We start from the raw sequence: 22873 nt of genomic DNA, 5'->3' as shown, positions 1-22873 counted from the left end.
GCTTCACTCCCGAGTCTACGCCAGGACCCGCGGGCACCCGCAGGACCCGGCGGGGCGGCGACAGGACCCGGCGGGGCGGCGGCAGGGCAGCGGCAGGGCCACCGGCGGGGCTACTCCTCTCCGCCCGGGCCCCCGCCCGCCGCCTCCGCCTCGGCCGCGCGCTCCGCCGCCAGGGAGGCGTCCAGCCGGGCCCGCGCGCCCTCGAGCCGGCGCCGGCAGACCTTCGCCAGCTCCTCGCCGCGCTCCCAGAGCGCGAGGGACTCCTCCAGGGACGTCCCGCCGGCCTCCAGCCGCCGCACGACCTCGATCAGCTCGTCCCGCGCCTGCTCGTACCCGAGCGCCGCCTCTTCCGTGCCGGCTGCCATGTGCTCCACCCTCCGTGTCGCTTCTCTCTCGATGATCTTCAGCCCCTGGTCAGGGGTCAGGGGGTCAGGGGGCAGGGCGTGGTCAGGCCGGTCCGGCCACGTCCCCGCCCACGCGTCGCACCGCGAACTCGCCCTCGGCGACCCGGGCCCGCAGCTCCTCGCCCTCCGCGACCTCCTCGGGTGAGCGGACCACCGCGCCGTCCGCCCTCTGGAGCACCGCGTACCCGCGCTCCATCGTCGCGGCGGGCGACAGCGCCCGGACCCGCGCCCGCGTGTGCGAAAGCTCCGAGTCGGCCCGGTCCAGGAGGTGCCCCAGGACACGGCGGCTCCGCGCGAGCAGCGCGTCGATCTCGTCCTCGCGGACCTCGACCATCCGCTGCGGATGCTCCATGACGGGCCGCGCGAGCGCGTGCGCCAGACCGCGCTCCTCCCGCTCCAGGAGCCCCCGCACGGTCCGCAGCGCCCGGTCCCGCAGCCCGCGCACCCGGTCGAGCTCCTCCCCGACGTCCGGTACGACCTTCTTGGCGGCGTCCGTGGGCGTCGAGGCCCGCAGGTCGGCCACCAGGTCGAGGAGGGGCGAGTCCGGCTCGTGCCCGATCGCGGAGACCACCGGCGTACGGCAGTCGGCGACGGCGCGCACGAGCTGCTCGTCCGAGAACGGCAGCAGGTCCTCGACGCTGCCGCCGCCCCGGGCGACGATGATCACGTCCACGTCCTCGTGGGCGTCGAGCTCCTTCACCGCCTGGACGACCTGGGGGACCGCCTTCACGCCCTGCACCGGGACGTTCCGCACCTCGAAGCGGACGGCCGGCCAGCGGCGCCGCGCGTTCTCCAGGACGTCCCGCTCCGCCGCCGAGGCGCGTCCGCAGACGAGCCCGATCAGGTGCGGCAGGAACGGCAGCGGCTTCTTCCGGTCGAGCGCGAAGAGCCCCTCGGCCGCCAGGCTCCGCTTCAGCTGCTCGAGCCGGGCGAGCAGCTCGCCGATGCCGACCGGCTTGATCTCCACGGCCCGCAGCGACAGCTGCCCGCGCGGCGCGTACCACTCGGGCTTGGCGTGCACGACGACCCGGGCGCCCTCGGACACCAGGTCCGCGACCGAGTCGAAGACCTGGCGGTAGCAGGTGACGCCGATGGAGATGTCGTACGAGGGATCCCGCAGGGTCAGGAAGACGACCCCGGCGCCGGGTCGCCGCGACAGCTGCGTGATCTGCCCCTCGACCCAGATCGCTCCGAGCCGGTCGATCCAGCCCCCGATCAGCCGGGAGACCTCACCGACGGGAAGCGGTGCTTCGGCGGACGTAGTCAGAGCCATGGACCGAGCGTAACGGCGCGGTACGACAACGTGTACGACAACGGGGCGGCGTCACGGCCACGTGCGCGTCCGGCGGGCGTCAGCGCCGCGGCGCGGGAGTCCGTGTCGTGCCCTGCACGGCCAGGACGATGAGCCCGACCCCCAGCCACACCACGCCCACCACCTGCGCGGCGACCGAGGCCTCCACGATCACCGCGATCAGGATCGCCGCCCCGACGACCGGCATGACGACGTGCTTCAGCCAGTTCGGCGGCCCCTCCGCCCTCCGTACCGCGAACCACCCCACCACGCTCGCGTGCAGCAGCACGAACGCCGTCAGGGCGCCGACGTCGACCACCGACACCAGATGGTCGAGCCCGTCGTCCCGCCGCGCCGCCCACACCGCGGCGACCATCGTCACCGTCGCCGCCACGAGCAGCGCCACCCTCGGCACGCCCGAGTCCGTACGGGCGAGGACGTGCGGCAGCCGCCGGTCGCGGCCCATCGCGAAGAGCAGCCGGGCGCCGGCGGCCTGCCCGGCGAGGGCGGCGAAGGCCGCGCCGATCGCCTTGGAGACGGCCACGAGATCGTGCAGCCAGCTGCCGACCGACACCTCCACGGCGTCGTAGAAGGCCGAGCCCTGCTTCACGGGATCCGCCGCGAGCTCGGCCGACGAGACCGGTTCGAGGAGGGCCACCAGCCAGGTCTGTGCCACGAACAGCGTGCCCGCGAGCGCCAGGCAGAACAGCACCGCCCGCGCGACCTTCGCCGAACCGCCCGTGACCTCCTCCGCGAAGGAGGCGATCGCGTCGAAGCCCAGATAGGACAGCACGGCCACCGACACCGCGCCGAGGACCGCGGCCGCCGAGAACGTGCCGTCACCGGTCAGCGGCGACCACCAGTCGCGCTGCGCCCCGTCCCGTACGAGCACCACCACCGCCGACACGACGAAGACCAGCAGGACGACGATCTCCATCGCCAGCACGGCGAAGCCGACCCGGGCCGCGGCCCGGACGCCCCACAGGTTGAGCAGGGTGGTGACCACCACGGCGATCCCGGTCCACACCCACCGGTCCACCTCCGGGACCAGCGCCTCCATGGCGATGCCCGCGAAGAGATAGGCGACGGCGGGGATCAGCAGGTAGTCGAGCAGCGCCATCCACCCGGCGACGAACCCGGGCCCCTCGCCGAGCCCCTTGCGGGCGTACGTGAAGACGGAGCCGGCCTGCGGCGCGACCCGGATCATCTGGGCGTAGCTGAACGCCGTGAACGCCATGGCGACGGTGGCCACGACGTACACCAGTGCGACGGCCCCGTGGGACTTGGCGTCGAGCGTGCCGAAGACGCCGACGGGTGCCATCGGCGCGATGAAGAGGAGGCCGTAGACGACCAGGTCGCGGAAGCCGAGGCTCCGACGGAGATCCGTGTGCTCGTCGCGCGCAGCCACCTGCGGTTCCTCGGCCATGCGGCCAGTCTCGGCCACGGTGCCGATCAAACCGCTCACCGACGCGGCCTTACGATGGGACGCATGACTGCAACGCCCGCGCCGACGCCCGAGTCCGCCTCCGCGACGAACCGCCCGAAGCGTGTCCTGCTCGCCGCTCCCCGCGGCTACTGCGCGGGCGTGGACCGTGCCGTGATCGCCGTGGAGAAGGCCCTGGAGCAGTACGGGGCGCCGATCTACGTACGCCACGAGATCGTCCACAACAAGTACGTGGTCCAGACGCTGGAGCGGAAGGGCGCGATCTTCGTCGACCAGGCGACCGAGGTGCCGCCGGGCAACATCGTGATGTTCTCCGCGCACGGCGTCGCCCCGACCGTCCACGAGGAGGCCCGCCAGGGCCGGCTCGCGACGATCGACGCGACCTGCCCGCTGGTCACCAAGGTCCACAAGGAAGCCGTCCGCTTCGCCAACGACGACTTCGACATCCTCCTCATCGGCCACGAGGGCCACGAGGAGGTCATCGGCACCTCCGGCGAGGCCCCCGACCACATCCAGCTGGTCGACGGCCCCGGGGACGTCGCCAAGATCGAGGTCCGCGACCCCGCCCGGGTCGTCTGGCTCTCCCAGACCACGCTCTCGGTCGACGAGACGATGGAGACGGTCGACGCGCTGAAGGAGAAGTTCCCGCAGCTGATCTCCCCGCCGTCCGACGACATCTGCTACGCCACGCAGAACCGCCAGATCGCGATCAAGGAGCTCGCCGGCCAGGCGGAGCTCGTGATCGTCGTCGGCTCGAAGAACTCCTCGAACTCGATCCGCATGGTCGAGGTCGCCAAGCAGGCCGGCGTCCCCGCCGCGTACCTGGTCGACTTCGCGAGCGAGATCGACGAGGCCTGGCTGGAGGGCGTCACCAGCGTCGGCCTCTCCTCCGGCGCCTCCGTCCCGGACATCCTGGTGCAGGAGGTCCTGGAGTGGCTCGGCGAGCGCGGCTACGCGGACGTCGAGATCGTCAAGACGGCGGACGAGTCCCTGACGTTCTCGCTGCCGAAGGAGCTCCGCAACAAGGACCTGCGGGCAGTGGCGGAGCAGCTCGGCAAGGCGCCGGAGCCGGCTGCCGCTGCCAAGGAGTAACTCCACGCCACAGCCCTTACCGTGGGTCCATGAACGTCTTCGGAGTGGACATCGGCGGCTCGGGCATCAAGGGCGCTCCTGTGGACCTGGAGCGCGGAGCGCTCACCGAGGAGCGCCACAAGGTACTGACCCCGCAGCCCGCCACACCCGACGGTGTGGCGGGCTGCGTCGTGGAGGTCGTGGAGCACTTCGGCTGGACCGGACCGGTGGGGGTGACCTTCCCGGGCGTGGTGACGGGCTCCACGATCCGTACGGCGGCGAACGTCGACAAATCGTGGATCGGCGTGGACGCGGGCACTCGGCTGAGCGAGCGGCTCGGCGGCCTCCCGGTGACCGTCCTGAACGACGCGGACGCGGCCGGGGTCGCGGAGATGACCTTCGGCGCGGGCCGGGGCCGCAAGGGCACGGTGATCCTCCTGACGCTCGGCACGGGCATCGGCTCGGCCGTCTTCGTCGACGGCCGGCTGGTCCCCAACACGGAGCTGGGCCACCTGGAGCTGAAGGGCCACGACGCGGAGACGCGGGCCTCGACGAAGGCCAAGGAGGACGAGGACCTCACCTGGGAACACTGGGCGAAGCGCCGGCTGACGAAGTACCTCGCGCACGTGGAGATGCTGTTCTCGCCGGAGCTGTTCATCATCGGCGGCGGGGTGAGCCGCAAGGCCGACAAGTTCCTCCCGCTCGTCGAGGGCATCCGCGCGGAGATCGTCCCGGCTGAGCTGCGGAACAATGCGGGGATCGTGGGCGCGGCGATGGCGGCGGGCGAGTCCTGAGGGCTCGTACGGATGCGGCGGGCGCAGCCGAATCCGTACGAGCCGACGACGCGACACAGGGCGACGCGACGGGACAGGGCGACGCGACAGGCCTACGCGACTGGGCTGGGCGACAGAACTACGCGACAGGACGGCGGCCGGGCGCCGAAGGCCGCCCACCGGCCTTCTCACCCGCGGCAGCGGCGGCGGCGACGCCGGCGGCCCGCTGCTGGCGGCGCCCCATGTCCCGCACCTTCCGTACGCTCGTGATGAGCCCGGCGACGAGGGTGCCGCCGTACAGCCACCCGGCGTGCACGGCGAGCGCGGTCACGACGGCCATGGCCTGGCCGCCGAGCCCACCCGTACCGCCCGCGATGGGGACGACCCCGACGGCGAAGGCGATGGGCACGCTGATGGGGGCGGTGACGAGGTCGGCGGCACGGACCCACAGCGCGGTCAGGGCGCTGACCGGCAGGAACAGCAGCCCGAAGACGATCGGGGAGCCGTCGAGGATCAGCCGGTCGAGGAATCCGATCACCAGCATGGCGGCGGCGGCGAACAGCCCGGCGCCGAGCCCGGTGAGCCGGGGCGAGGGCAGCCGCCGCAGGGCGAGGACGACAGGCGGCACGGGCCGTCTCCCGGGGGCCGCTCCGGGCCGCTCGGAACCGCGCCCGGGAACGGCGCCCGCCGCTGCGGCCGCCCCGGCCCGCTGCACGCGGGCGCCGCCGGCACTCCGCCCGGCCCTGCCGGTCACGCGGTAGACGGCCACGCCTTCCACGGCAGCGCCCTCCACGAGCGCGCCGGGCGCCGCCCCGGGCGGCGTGACGGGCGGCGTGACGGGCTTTTGCGGCCGTCGGCGGCCTTGCGGCTGACTTGTCCTGTGCTGCTCCACCCCACCAACGTAGGTCGGGAAAGGGCGGGAACCGGGTCCGGGACACGCCCTTTGGGTGACCTTGCCCCCGAGATCGACCGAAGGTCGGCGTCACTGGCCGGTTCGCCCCGCCCGTAAACTGGGGGATCGGCCCACCATCCACACTTCAGGAAGTCGCCACCGTGTCGCTCACGATCGGAATCGTCGGTCTGCCGAATGTCGGCAAGTCGACCCTGTTCAACGCCCTGACCAAGAACGACGTGCTGGCGGCCAACTACCCGTTCGCCACGATCGAGCCCAACGTCGGAGTGGTCGGTGTCCCCGACGCCCGCCTGGCCGTCCTCGCGGGCATCTTCGGCTCGCAGAAGATCCTCCCCGCGACGGTGGACTTCGTCGACATCGCCGGCATCGTGCGCGGTGCCTCGGAGGGCGAGGGGCTCGGCAACAAGTTCCTCGCGAACATCCGCGAGTCGGACGCGATCTGCCAGGTCATCCGCGCCTTCAAGGACGAGAACGTCGTCCACGTCGACGGCAAGGTCTCGCCGAAGGACGACATCGAGACGATCAACACGGAGCTGATCCTCGCGGACCTCCAGTCGATCGAGAAGGCGGAGCCGCGCCTGACGAAGGAGTCCCGCCTCCAGAAGGAGAAGGTCGCGGTCCTCGCGGCCGTCCTCGAGGCGAAGAAGATCCTCGAAGCGGGCGACACCCTCTTCTCGAAGGGCATCGCCAAGGGCACGGAGCAGGGCGACCTCCTCCACGAGCTGCACCTCCTCACCACGAAGCCGTTCCTCTACGTCTTCAACGTGGACGAGGACGAGCTGACGGACGAGGCCTTCAAGGACGAGCAGCGCGCGCTGGTCGCCCCCGCCGAGGCGATCTTCCTGAACGCGAAGCTGGAGCAGGAGCTCATCGAGCTGGAGGACGACGAGGCCCTCGAACTCCTCCAGTCGGTCGGCCAGGAGGAGCCGGGCATGGCCACCCTGGGCCGCGTCGGCTTCGCGACCCTGGGCCTCCAGACCTACCTGACGGCAGGCCCGAAGGAAACCCGCGCCTGGACGATCAAGAAGGGCGCCACCGCCCCCGAGGCGGCCGGCGTCATCCACACCGACTTCCAGCGCGGCTTCATCAAGGCGGAGATCATCTCCTTCGCCGACCTGGTCGAATGCGGCTCGGTCGCCGAAGCCCGCGCGAAGGGCAAGGCCCGCATGGAGGGCAAGGAGTACGTGATGCAGGACGGCGACGTGGTGGAGTTCCGCTTCAACGTCTGATACGTCCGGCGAAAGGCCGTCCGACCTGCGACAGAGCGGGTTGGGCGGCCTTTTGCGGTCCACGGGGAGTCCGCAGCGCCTAGCCTGGGCGGGCGTGCGGTCGTTGTGGGTGTGGAGAGGGGTGGATGTGGGGCCGGGTGGGGAGTGGGAGTGGCCGGCGCGGAGTCTGCTCGGAGTGTTGTCCGCTCCCGCGCGAGCCGAACTGTTGGGGCTGGGGTCGGAGTTGACGCTCGGGTCCGGGGGTGTGCTGCTCACCGAGGGCGCCACGGACCGGCATCTGTACGTGATCCTCAGCGGGTTCGCGAAGGTCACCGCGACCGTGGAGAACGGGCAGGAGTCGCTGCTCGCCGTGCGGGTCGGGGGTGACAGCGTGGGGGAGATGGCCGCGCTCGACGGTGCGCCGCGGTCGGCCGGCGTGGTGGCCTGTGGGCCGTTGCGGGCGCGCGTGATCGGGCCCGGCGCCCTGCACGGGCTCATGTTGCGGCGGCCCGAGGTGGCGATGGCGCTGACCCGGATCGTGGCCGACCGCCTGCGCTGGGCCAATCGTCGGCGGCTCGAATTCCGGGGCTATCCGGTCAAGGTGCGCCTCGCCCGGCTTCTGGTGGAGCTCGCCGTGGCGTACGGGCGGCCGGAGGCGGGCGGTGGTCATGTGGTCGGCTTCCAGCTCACCCAGCCCGAACTCGCCGCGCTCACCGGCGCCGCGGAGACCACCGTGCACAAGGGCCTGCGCGAGCTGCGGGACGAGAAGCTGCTCAGTACCGGGTACCGGACGACCACCGTGCACGACCTCGCCCGGCTCGCCCGGGTGGCCGAACTCGCCGAGCCCGTGGTGCCGCCCGCCCCGCCCCGGTCCCGGGCGTCAGCCGAGGAGCGGCCGTAGCAGCAGACAGAGTCCGGCGGTGGTTCCCATCACCGCGGTGCACACCACGGCGGCCGTCACGCAGCGGTACTTTCGCAGGGCCACGTCGGACAGGAAGCGGATCATCGCACGCAGCTGGCGCTCGTCCTCGTCGGACGGAGTGGGAACGGGAGCGGTGAGCGGAGGCGGGTCCGAGGCGGCGGCCAGCCGGACGAAGCTGTAGTCGTTGGGTCCGGTGGGCCGCCAGACGCGCGGCCGGAGCGCCAGCGCGAGCGACGCCGCGCCGCCGAAGAGACCGCAGACGAAGAGGACCAGCAGCACCCCCGCCGTCCAGCCGAGCGGGCCGCCGCGCCGCCAGCCGTCCACCGCGGCCTCGCTCCACGCGCCGGCCGTCCCCACGAGCGCCGCCTGCACGGCGGAGAGGATGCCGGCCTTGGCGTCGGCGTGCTGGTGCGCCGTCTGCAGGACGGGCAGCATCGTGTGCGAGGCGGGGGCGAGTACACCCTCGGAGGGCCCGGGCGCCGCCGTGGGCGCGGTGGGCGCGGTGGGCCGGGTGGGCGGGGTGGCTGACACGGAACCTCCAACACGGCTCGGACGGACTTCCATTGAGCCGCGGACGCGCCGCGCGGACCAGGCACTTCTACGGGATTGGGCGACTGTGCGAGATCCCGTACTTCCACGGGGTGCGGGTGCCCGGATCCGGTGTACGACTGGCAGTGCGACCGGTGCTCCACGGGGGTGGGCAGCGGTCCGGGAGCAGCATGCCGCATCGCCTTTTGCCTCGTAACTCCCTTGATTCGCAAGTGGGTTGGAGGTGCGGCATGCTGTCCTTCCCGATGTGACGGACGAGGAGGACGGGATGTCCGTAGGTGCGATGGGCGTGTTCGACAGGCGGCTTCTGCTCGCTGTGGACGCGCGAGGATACGGCAGCGCGGACACCGCGCGACAGCGCGAGATCCAGACAGTGTTGCCCCGGCTGCTCTCCGAAGCAGCCGAGGCGGCAGGGCTCGACCGCGCCTCGTGGGTACGGCAGCTCGCCGGGGACTCCGAGTTCGCGGTGCTCCCGGCAGGCTCCGACGAGCAGGCGCTCGTCGAGCCGTTCATGCGCAGGCTGGACGCCGGGCTGCGCGCCCACAACCGCGACCGGGTGCCCGGCGCGCGGCTCGCGCTGCGCGCCGCCGTGCACTTCGGTCCGGCCTCGGAAGCCCCGAGTGGTTTCGTGGGCCCCGGGCCCGTCGAGGTCTCCCGGATCCTCGAGAGCGACCCGCTCCGCAGGGCCCTCGCCGGGGCCCCGGACGCAGCGCTCGCCGTCGCGCTGACCGCGCCGGTCTTCACGGAGCTCGTCGCCCAGGGGTACACCAACTTCCGGCCGGAGGAGTTCCGGGAGGTCGTCGTCGAGAAGAAGGAGTACCGGGGACGGGCCTGGCTGTGGGTGCCGGGGTACGACGTCCACGCGCTGGATCTCGGCGCTGTCGAATCCGGTTCCGGCACGGATTCCGGTTCCGGTTCCGGCGCGGGCTCCGGTTCCGGTTCCGGTTCTGGTTCCGCGGCCGGTTCCGCAGCGGGTACCCCCGAGACCGCCGCCCCTGCCGCGCCTGCTGCGGGCGGTGGCGATTCCGCCACCACCAACCTGTACGGAACCGTCATCAACGGGAACGTCGTCTTCGGCATCTCCAAGTGAGCTGAGTGGACGGGGAGACGAGGGTGCGCACATGAGTTCCATGGATCGGCTGACGGAAAGTCAGGGAAGTGGTGGGGAAGGGGGTGGCGTGCCCGGTGAGCCGAGGCAGCAGCCGTCCGACGGGGCGAACGGCACCGCCGATCCAGGCCCCGCCCCCGACTCGCTCGCGCCCTCGTCCCCTCCCCCCTCCTCCCCCTCCGCACCGAATTCCTTACCGAGTTCCGCATCGAGTTCCGCACCGAATTCCGGAGCCGCGTCCTCCGACAGCGACTACCGCGTCTACAACAACTTCTACGGCCCTCAGTACCACGGCCGCGCCCACTTCGGCATCGCCACCGCCGCCGAGCGGCCCGGGCGGGCCCGCGCCACCGGTCTCCTCGAAGGCGACGAGATCGACGCGCTGCTTCGCTCCTACATCCGCCCCGACTGCTTCGACGACGCGGCCCGCGAGCTGTCCCGTACCCGCGTCGTCGTCCTGACCGGCCCCCAGGGCACGGGCAAGCGCTCCGGCGCGGTCGCCCTGCTCCGGGACACCGTCGGGCCCTCCGCCGACTACGTGGTGCTCTCGCCCGACATCAGCCTCGACCAGCTCGCGGAGCGCACCTTCGACGAAGGTGTCGGCTACGTCGTCCTCGACCGCACCGGGACCGCCGGGACCACCGGAGGAGCCGCCGGTCCGTCCTCGGACTTCGACTGGCGCCGGGTGCGCGACCAGCTGCGCCGCCACCGCGCCCATCTGGTGATCACCACCGTCCACGGTGTGCCCGGGCGCCTTCCGGAGGCCGTACGCCATCTGCCGTGGCGGCCCCCCGCCCTGGACAAGGTGGTGCGGGCCCGGCTGGTCCAGGCCCGCACCCCGCAGGAGACCGTCGACCGGGCCTTGGCCGCCATCCCTCCGCGCTGCCCCATCGCGGTCGTCGCCGACGCGGCGCAGCGGATCGCGGCGGGCGCCGACCCCGACCAGGTGTGGAAGGAGCACAGCGGCAGCGCGCCGCAGGCGGTCCAGGAATGGTTCGGCGCGGAGGACGAGCGGAGCCTGCGCGAGATCGCCGAGGTCACGACCCTCGCCTTCGCCACGGGTATCGGACGGCGCGCTTTCGAATCGCTCCAGGACCTCCTGGAGCGGCTCCTCGAACCCGTCTACTTCACGCCGGACGCCGCGCCGGCCCCTGCCGACGGCGCAGCCCCTGACGCCACGGGGCAGGCGGCTGCCCCCGACGGCCATGACCCGCGGCGACGCCGCCGTGCCCGCCCGGTGGACCGGCGCCGCTCCCTCGCCCGTAACGCCCTGATCACCACCGAGATGCAGATCTACGGCTCGACCACCCGTGAGGTCATGGTCTTCGCCGACGCCGAGCTGCGCCGCTGGGTGCTCCAGGCGCTGTGGCGCGATCACCCCACCGAGTACTGGGACGCGGTCCGCCATTGGCTGGGGGCGGTCGTCGACGCCGACCCCGACCCGGTCCTCCAGCTCTCCATCGCCTCCGGACTCACGCTGCTCGGGGACATCGCCTTCGACGAGGTGGTGCAGAGCTACCTCGACCCGTGGGCGTGCGGGGAGAGCGGCCAGATCGGGCAGTACCTCGCGGTGTACGTGCTGTGGTACATGTGCCTGGAGGAGACTCAGGCGGCCGCCGCGCTCACACTGGCCCGCACGTGGGCGCAGTCCACCCACCCCACCCGGCGGGGGACCGCGCTCATCGCCTTCAGCGGCCAGCTCGGTGTCACCTTCCCCACCGACGCGGTGAAGTGGATCTGGGCGGTGCTCCGGAGCGGCGTGCTCGACAAGCGGGCGGAGCGCGAGGTCGGGCTCCAGGCGTGGGCGCAGCTGTTCCTGACGCTCGTCGACTGCCAGGAGGACGCCGGCATCGTGCTCGACGCCCTGGCGCACCGCATCAGGAAGGAACAGCGCACCCGGTCCGCCGCGTACTCGGAGACCGGCCTGCTCGTCCTCGAAACCACCCTCTGGGTGTTCGGCGCCACCGAGCGGATCTCGGGCCGTCCCGCCGTGGCACGCTACGTCGCCGACCGGCCCAACGAAGCAGGAGTCGTCGCCGAGTTGTGGGCGGCGGTCCTCTGCTACCGGCCGCTGCGCCGGACCGCCCTGTCCGCTCTGCTCGTCACGGCCCGTGCCCTGCCCGCGGTGACCTCCGACCCCACCGCGGTGGCCGCGCGACTCGGTCACGCCCTCGCCGCCGCGCTTCCGCAGGTCGAACACCCCTTGCTGACAAGCGAGATGGAACGACTCGCGATCTCCCGTCCCCACCGCGCCCCGGGTCCCGACTGCGTCGCGACCCTGCTCCGCGCCCTGAACCGTGTGAAGGACACCCACCCACGATGACCACGATCCGCAGGACCTACCCTCTGGTCGAGGAGCGCGTGCTCGCCCCCGCGCCCCGCACCGGTCGCCGCTTCTGGAACCAGCCGACCCGCTCTCACGACGAACTGCCCCGCGTCGCCGCCCACCAGGTGCTCGTCTACCGCACCGGTGACCAGTACCTCACCGACCACGGCGTCCGCGGGCCCGGCGACGACGCCGTCCTGAACGCCGGCTCGGTCACGGTCGTCGACTGCCGTACCGCCGTGGCCGTCACCGTCGGCACCGACGTGCCGTCCGCCGAGACCGACGGCTTCACCGTCCAGGTCGCCTTCCACTGCACGGTCACCGACCCGGTGGCCGTGGTCCGCGAGGGCGTCACCGACGTGGAGTCCCGGCTGCTCGGCTACCTCCGGGCGCTGCCCGGACTCACCGACGTCACCCAGGAATGGCCCCTCGAAGCGGGCAAGGAGGTGTCCCGGCGGCTGACCGCCCGCCTGATCTCGTACCTGGAGATGCAACCGCCGCGGATCGCCGGGCTCTCCGTCGGAGACCCCTACCTGACCGTGCTCACCCCGGAGGAGTTCGCCGCCCAGCAGCGCCGTGCCGACGAGGAGCGGCGCGAACACGAGCAGGACCGTGTGAAGGAGGCGGTGCGCCGCGAGCGCGAGCTGATGGAGCACGAGCGCGAGAAGGACCGGGAGCGGATGGACGCCGAGCGCAAGGCGCTCGAAGTGCGGCACCAGCAGGAAATCGAGGACCTCAGGCGGACGTACACCCACCGGACCAGCGCCGAGGACCAGAAGTACAGCCAGAACCTCAAGCGCAACGACAACGAGTTCGAGCGCACCGAGGCGCTCAAGGACATCGACGACTTCGGCACCGACCCGGCCAACACCGACATCCTCGCCCAGCGCAGGGGCGAGATCGGGTACTCCGAGCTGGCCGAGCGGCAGCGCGAGACCGACCGGCTGCGGCGCGAGCGGCAGCGCGAGGACGAGGAGCGCCACTGGGAGAACAACGAGCGGCGGCGTGTCGCCGAGCGGGACGACCTCCGCTACACCCTGGACCGCGAGGACCGGCACCGGGAGGTCGACCGCCAGGACCAGCGCGCCGCGCTCGACGCCGCCCGGGAGGAGCAGCGCGAGCAGCGGACCGCGGACCGCGACGACCGGCGGATGCAGCGCGCCGAGCAGCGCGAGGACGTGCTGGCCGACCGGGCCGAGCGGCGTCACCGGGCCGACCGGCGCGACAACATCAACCAGGAGCTGGGCCGCCAGATGATCAACCGCGGCCTCCTCGACAACGCGCCGCTCGACGCTCGTGCCTTCGTCGAGCGCCTCAGCTCCGGGCAGGGCCTGCTCGATCAGGATCCGCCCGCTGCCGCGCAGGTGGCGGGTGCCGGGGACGCTCCGCAGCTGGAGGAGGGCGACGGTGGGTCGTCCCCGGACCGCTCGAACGAGCGTCCCCGGCCGGCCGGGGACGAGGCGTCGTACGCGAGGACGTCGTACGAGAAGGGGGAGCCCGGACGGGAGGCCGGTCGGGAGTACGGACAGGAGTCGGGTCGGGAGTCGGGTCGGGAGTACGGGCGGGAATCGGGTCGGGAGTACGGGCGGGAAGACGACTCGCGTGACGGCCGGCGAGACGATCCGTACGAGGGCGAGCGTCACGGCGAGGGGTACGACCGCACGGACCGGCCCGCTCGCGACGGCGACACCGACCGGAGCCGGGATCGGGACCGGGATCGGGATCGGGGCCGGGATCGGGGCCGGGACGGCGGCCCCGGCGGCGACATCGACGCCGCCGGCCCCGCGCGCCGCCTCGTGATCGCCGACGACGACCTCGGTGAAGCGGGGAGGGAGGAGCGTGGCCGCTGACACCCCCGTACGCCCGCCCGAGGAGAGTTACGCCGCGTGGGCGGCGGAGACCGGACCCGTCCTCCGTCGCCGGAGCGGCCGTGGCCCCGCCGCGCTCCTGCGCCGTCTGATCGGCATCCGCGAGGAGATACTCGACCGCGAGCCCGCCGAGCGGGCCCGCTACACCTGGTACGGCGCCATCGTCCTCAACACCGCGCTGCTCGGCGGGGCCTCCATGGCCATGGCGATCAGCACGATCCGCGAGGGCACACCGGTCGCGGTGGCCGTCGTCGTCGGCGTGATGTGGGCGTGGATCGTGCTGGCCCTGGACAGCTGGCTGGTCTCCAGCACCCACGGCTACACCGGCGGACGCGCGGTCCGCATGCTCGTGCCCCGGCTGTTCCTCTCCGTGGTGCTCGGGCTCACCATCGCCGAGCCGCTGCTGTTCCAGATCTTCGACCGGGAGATACGCCAGGAGATGGCGGTCACCAGGGAGCGCGACCTCGCCGACTTCCGGGGCGGTCTCACCGCCTGCAACCCCCTCGACGGCAAGGACACGACGAGCCGCGCGGAGTGCGGCGACTTCCATCTGACGGTGAAGGGCGCGCCGGCCTCGATCAAGGAGGACATCGCCGACAACACCGCCGCCGTCACCCGCCTCGACCGGCAGATCGCGACCTACAACGACGCCCTCGACAAGAAGCTGGCCATCGAGCGTCGCGAGTGCGCCGAGGACAAGTGGATCTGGCGCGGCAACGGCCGGGACACCACCGAGACGTGCGAGCGCGCCCGCGACGACACCAGCGCGTACAGGAAGACGAGCAAGGTCGCCGAGTACGAGGTGAAGCGCGCCGAACTCGTCGCCAAGGGCAACGTCCTGTCCGAACAGCTGATCGACACCGGCACCGCCTACCGCACGGACGTCAAGAAGGCGATCGACGCCAAGGTCGCCGAGCGGGAGGAGTCGCAGCAGCAGGACGGACTGCTGCTGCGTGCCGAAGCCCTGTCCGCGGTGGCCTGGTCCGACGGTTTCGCGCTCTTCATGATGTTCCTGCTGCACGCCGTGCTGCTCCTGGTCGACGCCATGCCGGTGCTCGCCAAGCTGATGAGCGGCCCGTCCGAGTACGACCGCAGGCTCGGCGAGCGGCGCGAGGCCAATCAGCGCATCCATCTGGAGGACCAGGACGTGCAGCGCCAGGTCGCCGCCATCGACCACGAGGTCCGGCGGTACGCGGCCGAGGTGCGGGCCGAGGAGGACAAGGCCCGGCTGGGTCACGCCCGCTACAAGGCGCGCGCCGAGCACGCCCGTATGCTCCGCGAGGAACTCGACGCCCGTACCGCCCGGCTCCTGGGCGAATGACGTCACTGCCCGGGCTCCTGGGCGAATGACGTCCCACGGTGACCGGGCTCACCGACTGCGCCGCCGGTTCCCGAGCCCTGTCACCCCGGGCCGCGCGGGCCCCGGGCCGCGTGGGCCCCGGACCCGCGCCGGCTGACATACTTCGGCCTGATCGTCGTGACGGAGGGTTGGGACCTTGAAGCTTGCCGAGGCGTTGGCGTTGCGGGCGGACGCCGCTCGCCGGGTGGAGCAGTTGCGGGCCCGCGTGGTCAGCAGTGCCCGGCATCAGGAGGGCGAGGAGCCGGCCGAGAACGCCGGGAGTCTGCTGGCCGAGGCGGGCGAGGTGCTGGACGAACTGGAGGGGCTGATCCGGCGGATCAACCTGACCAATGCCCACGTCGTCATCGACGGGGGCGGCACCCTCACCGACGCGCTCGCACGCCGGGACGTGCTGCGGCTGCGGCACGCCGTGATCACCGACGCGGCCGACGCCGCCGCCGGCCGGGACCGGCACGGCGGGGTGCGGCAGCTGCGGTCCGAGCTGAGGATGCTCGCGACGCTTCCGGTCGGCGAGCTGCGCGCGCAGGCGGACGTGCTCGCCCGGGAGATCCGGGAGACCGACGTACTGATCCAGCGGTCGAACTGGGAGGTCGATCTGCTGGACTGAGCCGGGTTCGGCGTGGAGTCGGTAGTCGTCACGAAGGCGTGCACAAGCCGTGGGCCGACGGTCAATTCGGCCCTACCTGGTGCGTGGAGAGCAGCGCAGGGGTTCAACTCCCCTTTTACACAGCCGCTCAGCACATCGCACAGGTGATGGTGCACAGCGCACAGTTCACCACCATGTGCAGATTCGGACGGCGAGGGCGGGATCGGGGATCTCCACGTCGCGGTCGACCCCTTCCGCCCACGTATCCTCGACTGCTGGGGATCGGGGGACGGGGGACAAGGGATCGCGGAGGTATCAGGTGGAGTTCCGGCTGCTCGGCTCCGTTGCGCTGGTGACGGAGGACGGCGACGTAGCCCTGGGGCCCGCCAAGCGGTCCAGTCTGCTCGCCATGCTCCTGCTGCGGCCCAACGGCGCGGTGAACGTGCAGCAGTTGATCGACGCCCTGTGGGAGGACGAGCCGCCCACGCACGCCAAGACCGTCCTCCAGGGGCACGTCTCGCGGCTGCGGGCGCTGCTCGCCGAGCACGGGGCGGAGGCGTACGGGGTCGAGCTCGCCACCCAGGGCTCGGCGTACGTGCTGCGCATCCCGGAGTCGCTCGTCGACGCCCACCGCTTCGAGGAGCTCGTCGCGCTCGCCGGGGTGCAGCGTCACCCCGGTGACGCCGTGCGGATGCTGCGCGAGGCGCTCGCGTACTGGCAGGGGCCCGCGCTCACCGGGACCGTGCACAGCAGGCCGCTGGAGGCGGCGGCCGGGGGGCTCGAGGAGCTTCGGCTGGCCTCCGTGGAGGCGCTGGCCGCGGCGTACGGGGCGCTCGGCGAGCACGGGCGGGCCGCCGCCGTACTCCGTACCGAGGCCGTCGCCCACCCCCTGCGCGAGTCCCTGGCCGCCGCGCTGATGCTGGCGCTCGGCCGCGCCGGGCGCCAGTCGGACGCCATCGACTGGTACCACCGCACCCGGCGGCTGCTCGCCGAGGAGCTCGGCGTGGACCCCGGCGAGGCGCTCGCCGAGGCGTACGCGACGCTCCTCCGCTCCGCCGAGCCCGCCGCCCGTGTCCCCCGCCCGGCCCTCCCGGTCGAGGCGTCCGTCGCGTTCGCGGCGCCGGAGCAGCTGCCGCGCGCGCCGCGCGGCTTCACCGGCCGGGGCGCCGAACTGGCCGCCCTCGACCGGGCTGTCGGCGGTGTCGTCGCGCCCCTCTGTCTCGTCACCGGACCCGCCGGTGTCGGCAAGTCGGCCTTCGCCGTCCACTGGGCGTACGAGCGGCGCACCGGCTTCCCCGACGGTCGACTTTTCGCCGATCTGCGCGGCTTCAGCGACACCCCGGCACCCGATACCGCCGCCGTCCTCCGCGAGTTCCTGCTCGCGCTCGGCGTCCCGGCGCTGCGGATCCCGGAGGCCGCCGACGCGCGCGGAGCGCTCTTCCGCTCCCTCACCGCGGGCCGCCGGCTGCTCGTCGTCCTCGACAACGCACGCTCCTCCGAGCAGGTCAGGCCGCTGCTCCCCGGCGGCGACCTCTGCGCGACGGTCGTCACCAGCCGCGACCGGCTCAGCGGCCTCATCGCCTCCGACGCCGCCCGGCCCGTGCCGCTGGGCCATCTGCCGCCCGCCGACTCGGCCGCCCTGCTCGCCACCGTGCTCGGCGAGGCGCGGGTCGCCGCCGAGCCCGCCGCCGCCGAGCGGCTCGCCGGACTCTGTGACGGACTGCCCCTCGCGCTGCGCGTCACGGCGGCCCGGCTCGCCGAACGGCCGCAGTGGACGCTCGACGTCATGGTCGGCGAACTCGCCGACGAACAGGTCCGGTTGACCCTCCTAGACGTCGAGGACGTCGGGGTGTCCGCCGCTCTGCGTCTCACCGTGCAGCAGCTGCCCGACTCCGCCGCCCGGATGTTCCGCGCGCTCGGCCTGCACACCGGCTCCGATCTGGACCGGTTCGCGGCGGGCGCGCTCGCCGGTACGTCCCCCACGCACGCCTCCGCCGACCTGGACCGTCTCGCCGCCGCCCACCTCCTCGCCGAGGCCGTCCCCGGCCGCTGGACGCCGCACGACCTGGTGCGCCTCTACGCCCGCAGCGTCGCCCCGGAGGCCGACCCCGAGGGCCTGCCCCGCCTCCTCGACCACTACCTCTACACGGGTCTCGCCGCCGACGCCGCCGCCGAACCGGGCTCCCAGCCCTGCTACTCGCTGCCCGCCGACGCCCGACGGCCCGCCGCGACCCGGGAGTTCGAGGACCGCGCGGCGGCGCTCGACTGGTACGCGGCCGAGCGCCCCGCCCTGGAGGGCGCGGTGGCCGCCGCCGCGGCCCTCGGCCTGCACGACCGGGCCTGGCGCCTCGCCCTCGTGCAGTGGCCGCTGATGCTCATGCGGATCGGTGACGGCTGGACGCCGCTCCTGGAGGCCGGGCTCGCCTCCGCCGAGCACGAGGGCGACCTCGACGCGCAGTCGCGGACGCGAGCGCTCCTCGGCTGGGTGCTGCACGAGGAAGGGCGGGACGCCGAGGCGCTCGTCCACCTGGAGAAGGCGCCGATCCTCGCCGCCCGGGCCGGGGACGCGGTCAGCGAGGCGATCGCGTACGTCAACTACGCCGCCGTCCTGGACGCGACCGGGGAGCACGAGCGGGCCGGACTGCTCATGGTCCACGCGGTCTCGCTTGCCGACCGCACCGGCCATCCGTCCACCCAGGTGCTGACCCTCCACCATCTGGCGACGCATTGCCTGAAGGCCGGCGAATATGACGAGGCGCTCGCGCACACCGTTCGCGCGGGGGAACTGGTCACCCCCGACGCGGTGGTCGTCCTGGCGCAGTTGCAGATCGTCCGGGGCGAGGCACTGGCCGGCATAGGCCGCCTTGAGGAGGCTGCTGACCAGCTGAAACGAGCGATCGCCGCGGCCGACGCGGCCGGCTTCACCGAGGGTTCCGCGCGGGCCGCGGAGCGGCTTTCGCGGCTGTCAGCGGATCGTTAGCGGTACGCAAGCGGGACGGCAGCGCCGGGCCGGAAGCTGGGGACAGCACGCGGTACGCAGGTGCGTACCGCGTCGACCGACAGCTTCACGGGGGAGACCGTCATGCGAACCACCACGCGTACCACCCACTACAAGGCCACCGTCCTGGCCGCCGCCGCCGTCACCGCCCTCTCGCTGGGCCTGACCGCCTGCGGCGGCGGCACCGGCACCGGCGTCAAGGACGCGGGGAGCGCGAACAGCTCGCAGCAGGCCGCCGGTACGGCGGACACCGGTACGGGCGCGACCGGGGGCGGCGAAGCCGGCTCGGGCGACACCGCCGCCGGTGCGGCGGACCAGGCCTCGGTGAAGGGCTCCACCACGAGCAAGACCGGCACCACGGGCACCACTGGCTCCACCAGCTCCACCAGCTCCACCGGCTCCACGGGCTCCACCGGCTCCACCGGCTCCACCGGCACCACTGGCTCCACGGGCACCACTGGCTCCACCGGCGGCAAGGCCTCCGCCAAGGCCCTCGCCTGCGCCCACGGCGACATCGAGATCACCGCGGCGAAGGCCGACGAGGTCCCCGCCGAGCACATCGTCCTCACCGCCACCAACACCTCCGGCCGCTCCTGCACCCTCCTCCAGTACCCGCTGATCGCCTTCGGCGACATCCAGACGGCCAAGGACGTCCCGGCCGTCGCGAAGAGCAAGCCGGCCGCCCCGGTCGTCCTGAAGCCCGGCGTCCCCGCGTACGCGAATGTGCGGGTCGCGCTCGGCGGCGTCGACGAGGACAACAAGGTCGTGAAGAGCTTCAACGTGAACCTCTTCGCCGCCGACGGTCCGGCCGAGGGCAGCCTCGTCGTCAACGCCCCCGCGGGCGGCATCGCGGTCGACGAGGACGCCGCCAAGACGGGCTACTGGACGTACGAGCTCCGCAACGGCGCCGACGAGTTCTGATCCTTCACCGGGCTCGTAGGCTCTCCTACCGCGCGAGCCCCGTCTTCGCGCCCGCCCCGCACAGCGGCACCACCGTGAGGCCGGGGCGCGGCGGGGCGGCGGCGACCGCCGCCCAGCACGCCACGCCGGTGGCCTCGACGAAGAGGCCGCGGGCCGCCAGGTCCCGTTGTGCCTGGCGGATCTGGTCCTCCGTCACCGTCAGGAAGGTCCCGCCCGTCTCGCGTACCGCCCGGAGGATCTGGCGGGCACGGGGCGGCGCGGGGATCGCGATGCCCTCGGCGAGGGTGGGGCGGGAAGGGGCCGGGCCGGTGATGTCGTCCGCGCCCGCGTGGAAGGCGGCCGCCAGGGGGGAGACGGCCTCGGCCTGGACGGCGACGAGGGCCGGCCGGGTGTCGTCAAGGCCCTGCCGGCGCAGTTCGTCGAGGGCGAGGGCGGCGCCGAGAAGCAGCGTGCCGTTGCCGACGGGGACGACGATCGTGTCGGGGAGCCGGCCGCCGAGCTCCTCCCAGAGCTCGTACACGTAGGTCTTGGTGCCGTGCAGGAAGTACGGGTTGTACACGTGCGAGGCGTAGAACGTGCCGGGCGCTTCGGCGGCCTCGCGTGCCGCCCGGGCGGTGGCCTCGCGGTCGCCGGGCACCTCGACGACGCGGGCTCCGTGCGCCCGGATCTGCTCCAGCTTCTTCGGGGACGTGCCCTCGGGTACGTACACGAGGGTGTCGAGCCCCGCCCGCGCGCCGTAAGCGGCGATCGCCGTGCCCGCGTTGCCGCTGCTGTCGGCCACGACCCGGTCGAGACCCCCGGCGCGTGCCAGGCGCAGGGCGTGCGCGGCGAGCATCACCGCGCCCCGGTCCTTGAAGGACAGCGTCGGCATGAGGAAGTCGAGTTTGGCCGAAACCGACTCCGTGAGGGCGACGAGGGGCGTGCGGCCCTCCCCGAGGGTCACCTCGGGTCCGTACGGCATCGGCGGCAGTGCCTCCGCGTACCGCCACAAGGAATTCACACGTGACGCGAGGGACGCGAGTGGCGGGAGGGACGCCGGTGGAGGCGTGAACTCCAGATCCCAGGGGCCTCGGCACTCCGGACAACACCAGGTGAGCGCGTCCGTGGGGGAGTGGACGTGGCAACGAGGGCACACGTAGGCGGTCATGCGGCCAGGATGTCAGCCGTGTGACACGGGTGTGTCGGGTACGGCATGACCCTTGTGTGATTCCTATGGATCCGTCAATCTTTCGCTCGGCAGCCGGACGTGCGGAACGGCGCGGACATCTCGCGTCGTCTTGTCATGTTCATGCCTTCCCCCACAGCAACGCACCACCAATGAGGAGGACCCCTCACATGTCAGTGATGCGTGACTCACGTCGCCGAATAGCCACTGCCGCGGCCATCGCCGTCGCAGCCCTCGCCCTCGGCTCCGCCTCCACCTTCCCGGCCGCCGCCTCGCCGGCCGCCGCGGAGGGCGTCATCGAGAACGCCGGAGCCGAAGGCACCATCGCGGGCAGCTACATCGTCACCCTCGACGAGTCCGCGCAGGCGGAGACCGCCAAGGGCCGGGCGGTCGCCGCCAAGTTCGGCGCGAAGATCAAGCGGACGTACACCTCGGCGATCAACGGCTACTCCGTCGAGCTCTCCGAGGCTCAGGCGAAGAAGCTCGCGGCCGACCCCGCCGTGCAGTCCGTCGTACAGAACCGCGTCTTCACGATCGACGCCACGCAGCCCTCCCCGCCGTCCTGGGGCCTCGACCGGGTCGACCAGAAGGCTCTCCCTCTGAACCAGAGCTACAGCTACCCGGACAGCGCCGGCCAGGGCGTCACCGCGTACATCATCGACACCGGTGTCCGCATCAGCCACAGCGACTTCGGCGGCCGCGCCTTCAACGGCTACGACGCCATCGACAACGACAACACCGCCCAGGACGGCCACGGCCACGGCACCCACGTCGCCGGCACCGTCGGCGGCACGGCCTACGGCGTCGCCAAGAAGGCCAAGATCGTCGGCGTCCGCGTCCTCGACAACTCCGGCTCCGGCACGACCGAGCAGGTCGTCGCGGGCATCGACTGGGTGACGCAGAACGCCGTCAAGCCGGCCGTCGCCAACATGAGCCTCGGCGGTGGCGTCGACACCGTCCTCGACGCCGCCGTCCGCAACTCGATCGCCTCCGGCGTCACGTACGCGGTCGCCGCGGGCAACGACAGCTCCAACGCCTCCAACTACTCGCCGGCGCGCGTCGCGGAGGCCATCACGGTCGGCTCCACGACCAGCACCGACGCCCGCTCCAGCTTCTCCAACTACGGCACGGTCCTGGACATCTTCGCCCCGGGCTCCTCCATCAAGTCGGCCTGGAACACCAACGACACCGCCACCAACACCATCTCCGGTACGTCGATGGCGACCCCGCACGTCGCGGGCGCCGCGGCCGTCTACCTCGCCGGCAACCCGACGGCGACCCCGGCGCAGGTCTCCACGGCCCTGACGACGGCCGCCACCCCGAACGTCGTCACCAGCCCCGGCACCGGCTCCCCGAACCGGCTGCTCTTCGTCGGCGGCGGCGGCACCACCCCGCCCCCCGGTCCGAAGTTCGAGAACACCGCGGACTTCGCCATCGCCGACAACGCGACCGTGGAGTCCCCCGTCACCGTCAGCGGCGTCGCGGGCAACGCCCCCTCCACCCTCCAGGTGCCGGTGAACATCGTCCACACCTACATCGGTGACCTCCAGGTCCAGCTGATCGCCCCCGACGGCTCGGCGTACACCCTGAAGGCCTTCGGTACGGGCGGCAGTGCGGACAACATCAACACCACGTACAGCGTGAACGCCTCCTCGGAGGTCGCCAACGGCACGTGGAAGCTGCGGGTCACGGACAACGCGAACGCCGACATCGGCAAGATCGACTCGTGGGGCCTGCAGTTCTGAGCCCGTCTTCGTAGCTGAACGGTGAGGGGCGGTCGCCTGCGGGCGGCCGCCCCTTCGGCGTACCCCCGGGTCGAAGGATGCAGGGGCCGACCACGTACGATGCGCGCTCGTTCGTCTGTTCGCATCAGTCGTCCCGAGCCGTCCCAAGCCGCCCCAACAGGAGCACGTCAGCCGTGGAGCCGACCCAGCCGCCCCAGCAGCCCCCGTCGCCCCAAGGGGGC

The 22873-nt window shown here is 72.6% G+C and carries 18 protein-coding genes; 12 read left to right on the top strand and 6 right to left on the bottom strand.

Features of this window, described 5'->3' with window-relative positions:
* Window positions 1-110 precede the first annotated feature (110 nt).
* From OG357_RS13565 to OG357_RS13555, 3 genes are all read right to left on the bottom strand, one after another.
* Window positions 111-365: an exodeoxyribonuclease VII small subunit gene (locus tag OG357_RS13565; protein WP_329621385.1), complete on the bottom strand. Its 255-nt coding sequence runs from the start codon at window positions 363-365 to the stop codon at window positions 111-113.
* An 82-nt stretch (window positions 366-447) separates the two neighbouring features.
* Window positions 448-1677, bottom strand: a complete 1230-nt coding sequence (gene xseA / locus OG357_RS13560) for an exodeoxyribonuclease VII large subunit (protein ID WP_329621384.1) — start codon at window positions 1675-1677, stop codon at window positions 448-450.
* Between the two features lie 79 nt (window positions 1678-1756).
* Window positions 1757-3121: an APC family permease gene (locus tag OG357_RS13555; RefSeq protein ID WP_329621383.1), complete on the bottom strand. Its 1365-nt coding sequence runs from the start codon at window positions 3119-3121 to the stop codon at window positions 1757-1759.
* 54 nt (window positions 3122-3175) lie between these two features.
* On the opposite strand from OG357_RS13555, the gene OG357_RS13550 reads away from it, so the two are divergent.
* The gene (locus OG357_RS13550) at window positions 3176-4231 is read left to right on the top strand and encodes a 4-hydroxy-3-methylbut-2-enyl diphosphate reductase (protein WP_443066678.1); all 1056 of its coding nucleotides are present in this window, start codon (window positions 3176-3178) and stop codon (window positions 4229-4231) included.
* Between the two features lie 29 nt (window positions 4232-4260).
* A complete protein-coding gene (gene ppgK / locus OG357_RS13545) occupies window positions 4261-5004 on the top strand; it encodes a polyphosphate--glucose phosphotransferase (protein ID WP_329621381.1) in 744 nt (247 codons plus the stop codon).
* A 118-nt stretch (window positions 5005-5122) separates the two neighbouring features.
* On the opposite strand, the gene OG357_RS13540 is transcribed toward ppgK, so the two are convergent.
* Window positions 5123-5611, bottom strand: a complete 489-nt coding sequence (locus OG357_RS13540; RefSeq protein WP_329625583.1) for a DUF6542 domain-containing protein — start codon at window positions 5609-5611, stop codon at window positions 5123-5125.
* A gap of 425 nt (window positions 5612-6036) precedes the next feature.
* Here OG357_RS13540 and ychF point away from each other — a divergent pair, with 425 nt between their 5' ends.
* Together ychF and OG357_RS13530 are read left to right on the top strand one after the other, a co-directional pair.
* Window positions 6037-7125, top strand: coding sequence for a redox-regulated ATPase YchF (ychF, locus tag OG357_RS13535; RefSeq protein ID WP_329621380.1), 1089 nt, complete (start codon window positions 6037-6039; stop codon window positions 7123-7125).
* Window positions 7126-7348: 223 nt separating this feature from the next.
* Window positions 7349-8005 (top strand): Crp/Fnr family transcriptional regulator, encoded by a 657-nt coding sequence (locus tag OG357_RS13530; RefSeq protein WP_329621379.1) that lies wholly within the window; start codon window positions 7349-7351, stop codon window positions 8003-8005.
* Here OG357_RS13530 and OG357_RS13525 read toward each other — a convergent pair.
* Complete coding sequence (locus tag OG357_RS13525) at window positions 7985-8557, bottom strand: Pycsar system effector family protein (protein WP_329621378.1); 573 nt, start codon at window positions 8555-8557, stop codon at window positions 7985-7987. The genes OG357_RS13530 and OG357_RS13525 overlap by 21 nt on opposite strands.
* A 286-nt stretch (window positions 8558-8843) precedes the next feature.
* On the opposite strand from OG357_RS13525, the gene OG357_RS13520 reads away from it, so the two are divergent.
* The 7 genes from OG357_RS13520 to OG357_RS13490 all read left to right on the top strand — a co-directional run bounded on the left by OG357_RS13520 (window position 8844) and on the right by OG357_RS13490 (window position 19742).
* Window positions 8844-9665, top strand: a complete 822-nt coding sequence (locus OG357_RS13520; RefSeq protein ID WP_329621377.1) for a hypothetical protein — start codon at window positions 8844-8846, stop codon at window positions 9663-9665.
* Window positions 9666-9753: 88 nt separating this feature from the next.
* The gene (locus tag OG357_RS13515; protein ID WP_329621376.1) at window positions 9754-12006 is read left to right on the top strand and encodes a hypothetical protein; all 2253 of its coding nucleotides are present in this window, start codon (window positions 9754-9756) and stop codon (window positions 12004-12006) included.
* The gene (locus OG357_RS13510; RefSeq protein WP_329621375.1) at window positions 12003-13859 is read left to right on the top strand and encodes a hypothetical protein; all 1857 of its coding nucleotides are present in this window, start codon (window positions 12003-12005) and stop codon (window positions 13857-13859) included. The genes OG357_RS13515 and OG357_RS13510 overlap by 4 nt, the downstream gene beginning before the upstream one ends.
* Window positions 13849-15198, top strand: a complete 1350-nt coding sequence (locus OG357_RS13505) for a DUF4407 domain-containing protein (RefSeq protein ID WP_329621374.1) — start codon at window positions 13849-13851, stop codon at window positions 15196-15198. The genes OG357_RS13510 and OG357_RS13505 overlap by 11 nt, the downstream gene beginning before the upstream one ends.
* A gap of 175 nt (window positions 15199-15373) precedes the next feature.
* Window positions 15374-15844: a DIP1984 family protein gene (locus OG357_RS13500; protein WP_329621373.1), complete on the top strand. Its 471-nt coding sequence runs from the start codon at window positions 15374-15376 to the stop codon at window positions 15842-15844.
* A 298-nt stretch (window positions 15845-16142) separates the two neighbouring features.
* Complete coding sequence (locus tag OG357_RS13495) at window positions 16143-18803, top strand: AfsR/SARP family transcriptional regulator (RefSeq protein ID WP_329621372.1); 2661 nt, start codon at window positions 16143-16145, stop codon at window positions 18801-18803.
* 102 nt (window positions 18804-18905) lie between these two features.
* Complete coding sequence (locus OG357_RS13490; RefSeq protein ID WP_329621371.1) at window positions 18906-19742, top strand: DUF4232 domain-containing protein; 837 nt, start codon at window positions 18906-18908, stop codon at window positions 19740-19742.
* A 25-nt stretch (window positions 19743-19767) separates the two neighbouring features.
* Here OG357_RS13490 and OG357_RS13485 read toward each other — a convergent pair whose 3' ends face one another.
* Window positions 19768-20889, bottom strand: coding sequence for a pyridoxal-phosphate dependent enzyme (locus OG357_RS13485; protein ID WP_329621370.1), 1122 nt, complete (start codon window positions 20887-20889; stop codon window positions 19768-19770).
* Window positions 20890-21077: 188 nt separating this feature from the next.
* Here OG357_RS13485 and OG357_RS13480 point away from each other — a divergent pair, with 188 nt between their 5' ends.
* Window positions 21078-22652: a S8 family peptidase gene (locus tag OG357_RS13480; protein ID WP_329621369.1), complete on the top strand. Its 1575-nt coding sequence runs from the start codon at window positions 21078-21080 to the stop codon at window positions 22650-22652.
* The last annotated feature ends 221 nt before the right edge of the window (window positions 22653-22873 follow it).

The sequence above is a fragment of the Streptomyces sp. NBC_01255 genome, assembly GCF_036226445.1.
In the GTDB taxonomy this organism is placed as follows: domain Bacteria; phylum Actinomycetota; class Actinomycetes; order Streptomycetales; family Streptomycetaceae; genus Streptomyces.
The sequence above is the reverse complement of the archived record's forward strand: the minus strand, read 5'-3'. Positions and strand labels throughout refer to the sequence as shown.

What these genes read in the sequence shown, in the direction of transcription:
- OG357_RS13565 (WP_329621385.1), bottom strand. Translation starts at nt 365, where the DNA reads ATGGCAGCCGGCACGGAAGAGGCGGCGCTCGGGTACGAGCAGGCGCGG.
- xseA (WP_329621384.1), bottom strand. Translation starts at nt 1,677, where the DNA reads ATGGCTCTGACTACGTCCGCCGAAGCACCGCTTCCCGTCGGTGAGGTC.
- OG357_RS13555 (WP_329621383.1), bottom strand. Translation starts at nt 3,121, where the DNA reads ATGGCCGAGGAACCGCAGGTGGCTGCGCGCGACGAGCACACGGATCTC.
- OG357_RS13550 (WP_443066678.1), top strand. Translation starts at nt 3,176, where the DNA reads ATGGGACGCATGACTGCAACGCCCGCGCCGACGCCCGAGTCCGCCTCC.
- ppgK (WP_329621381.1), top strand. Translation starts at nt 4,261, where the DNA reads ATGAACGTCTTCGGAGTGGACATCGGCGGCTCGGGCATCAAGGGCGCT.
- OG357_RS13520 (WP_329621377.1), top strand. Translation starts at nt 8,844, where the DNA reads ATGTCCGTAGGTGCGATGGGCGTGTTCGACAGGCGGCTTCTGCTCGCT.
- OG357_RS13510 (WP_329621375.1), top strand. Translation starts at nt 12,003, where the DNA reads ATGACCACGATCCGCAGGACCTACCCTCTGGTCGAGGAGCGCGTGCTC.
- OG357_RS13490 (WP_329621371.1), top strand. Translation starts at nt 18,906, where the DNA reads ATGCGAACCACCACGCGTACCACCCACTACAAGGCCACCGTCCTGGCC.
- OG357_RS13485 (WP_329621370.1), bottom strand. Translation starts at nt 20,889, where the DNA reads ATGACCGCCTACGTGTGCCCTCGTTGCCACGTCCACTCCCCCACGGAC.
- OG357_RS13480 (WP_329621369.1), top strand. Translation starts at nt 21,078, where the DNA reads ATGTCAGTGATGCGTGACTCACGTCGCCGAATAGCCACTGCCGCGGCC.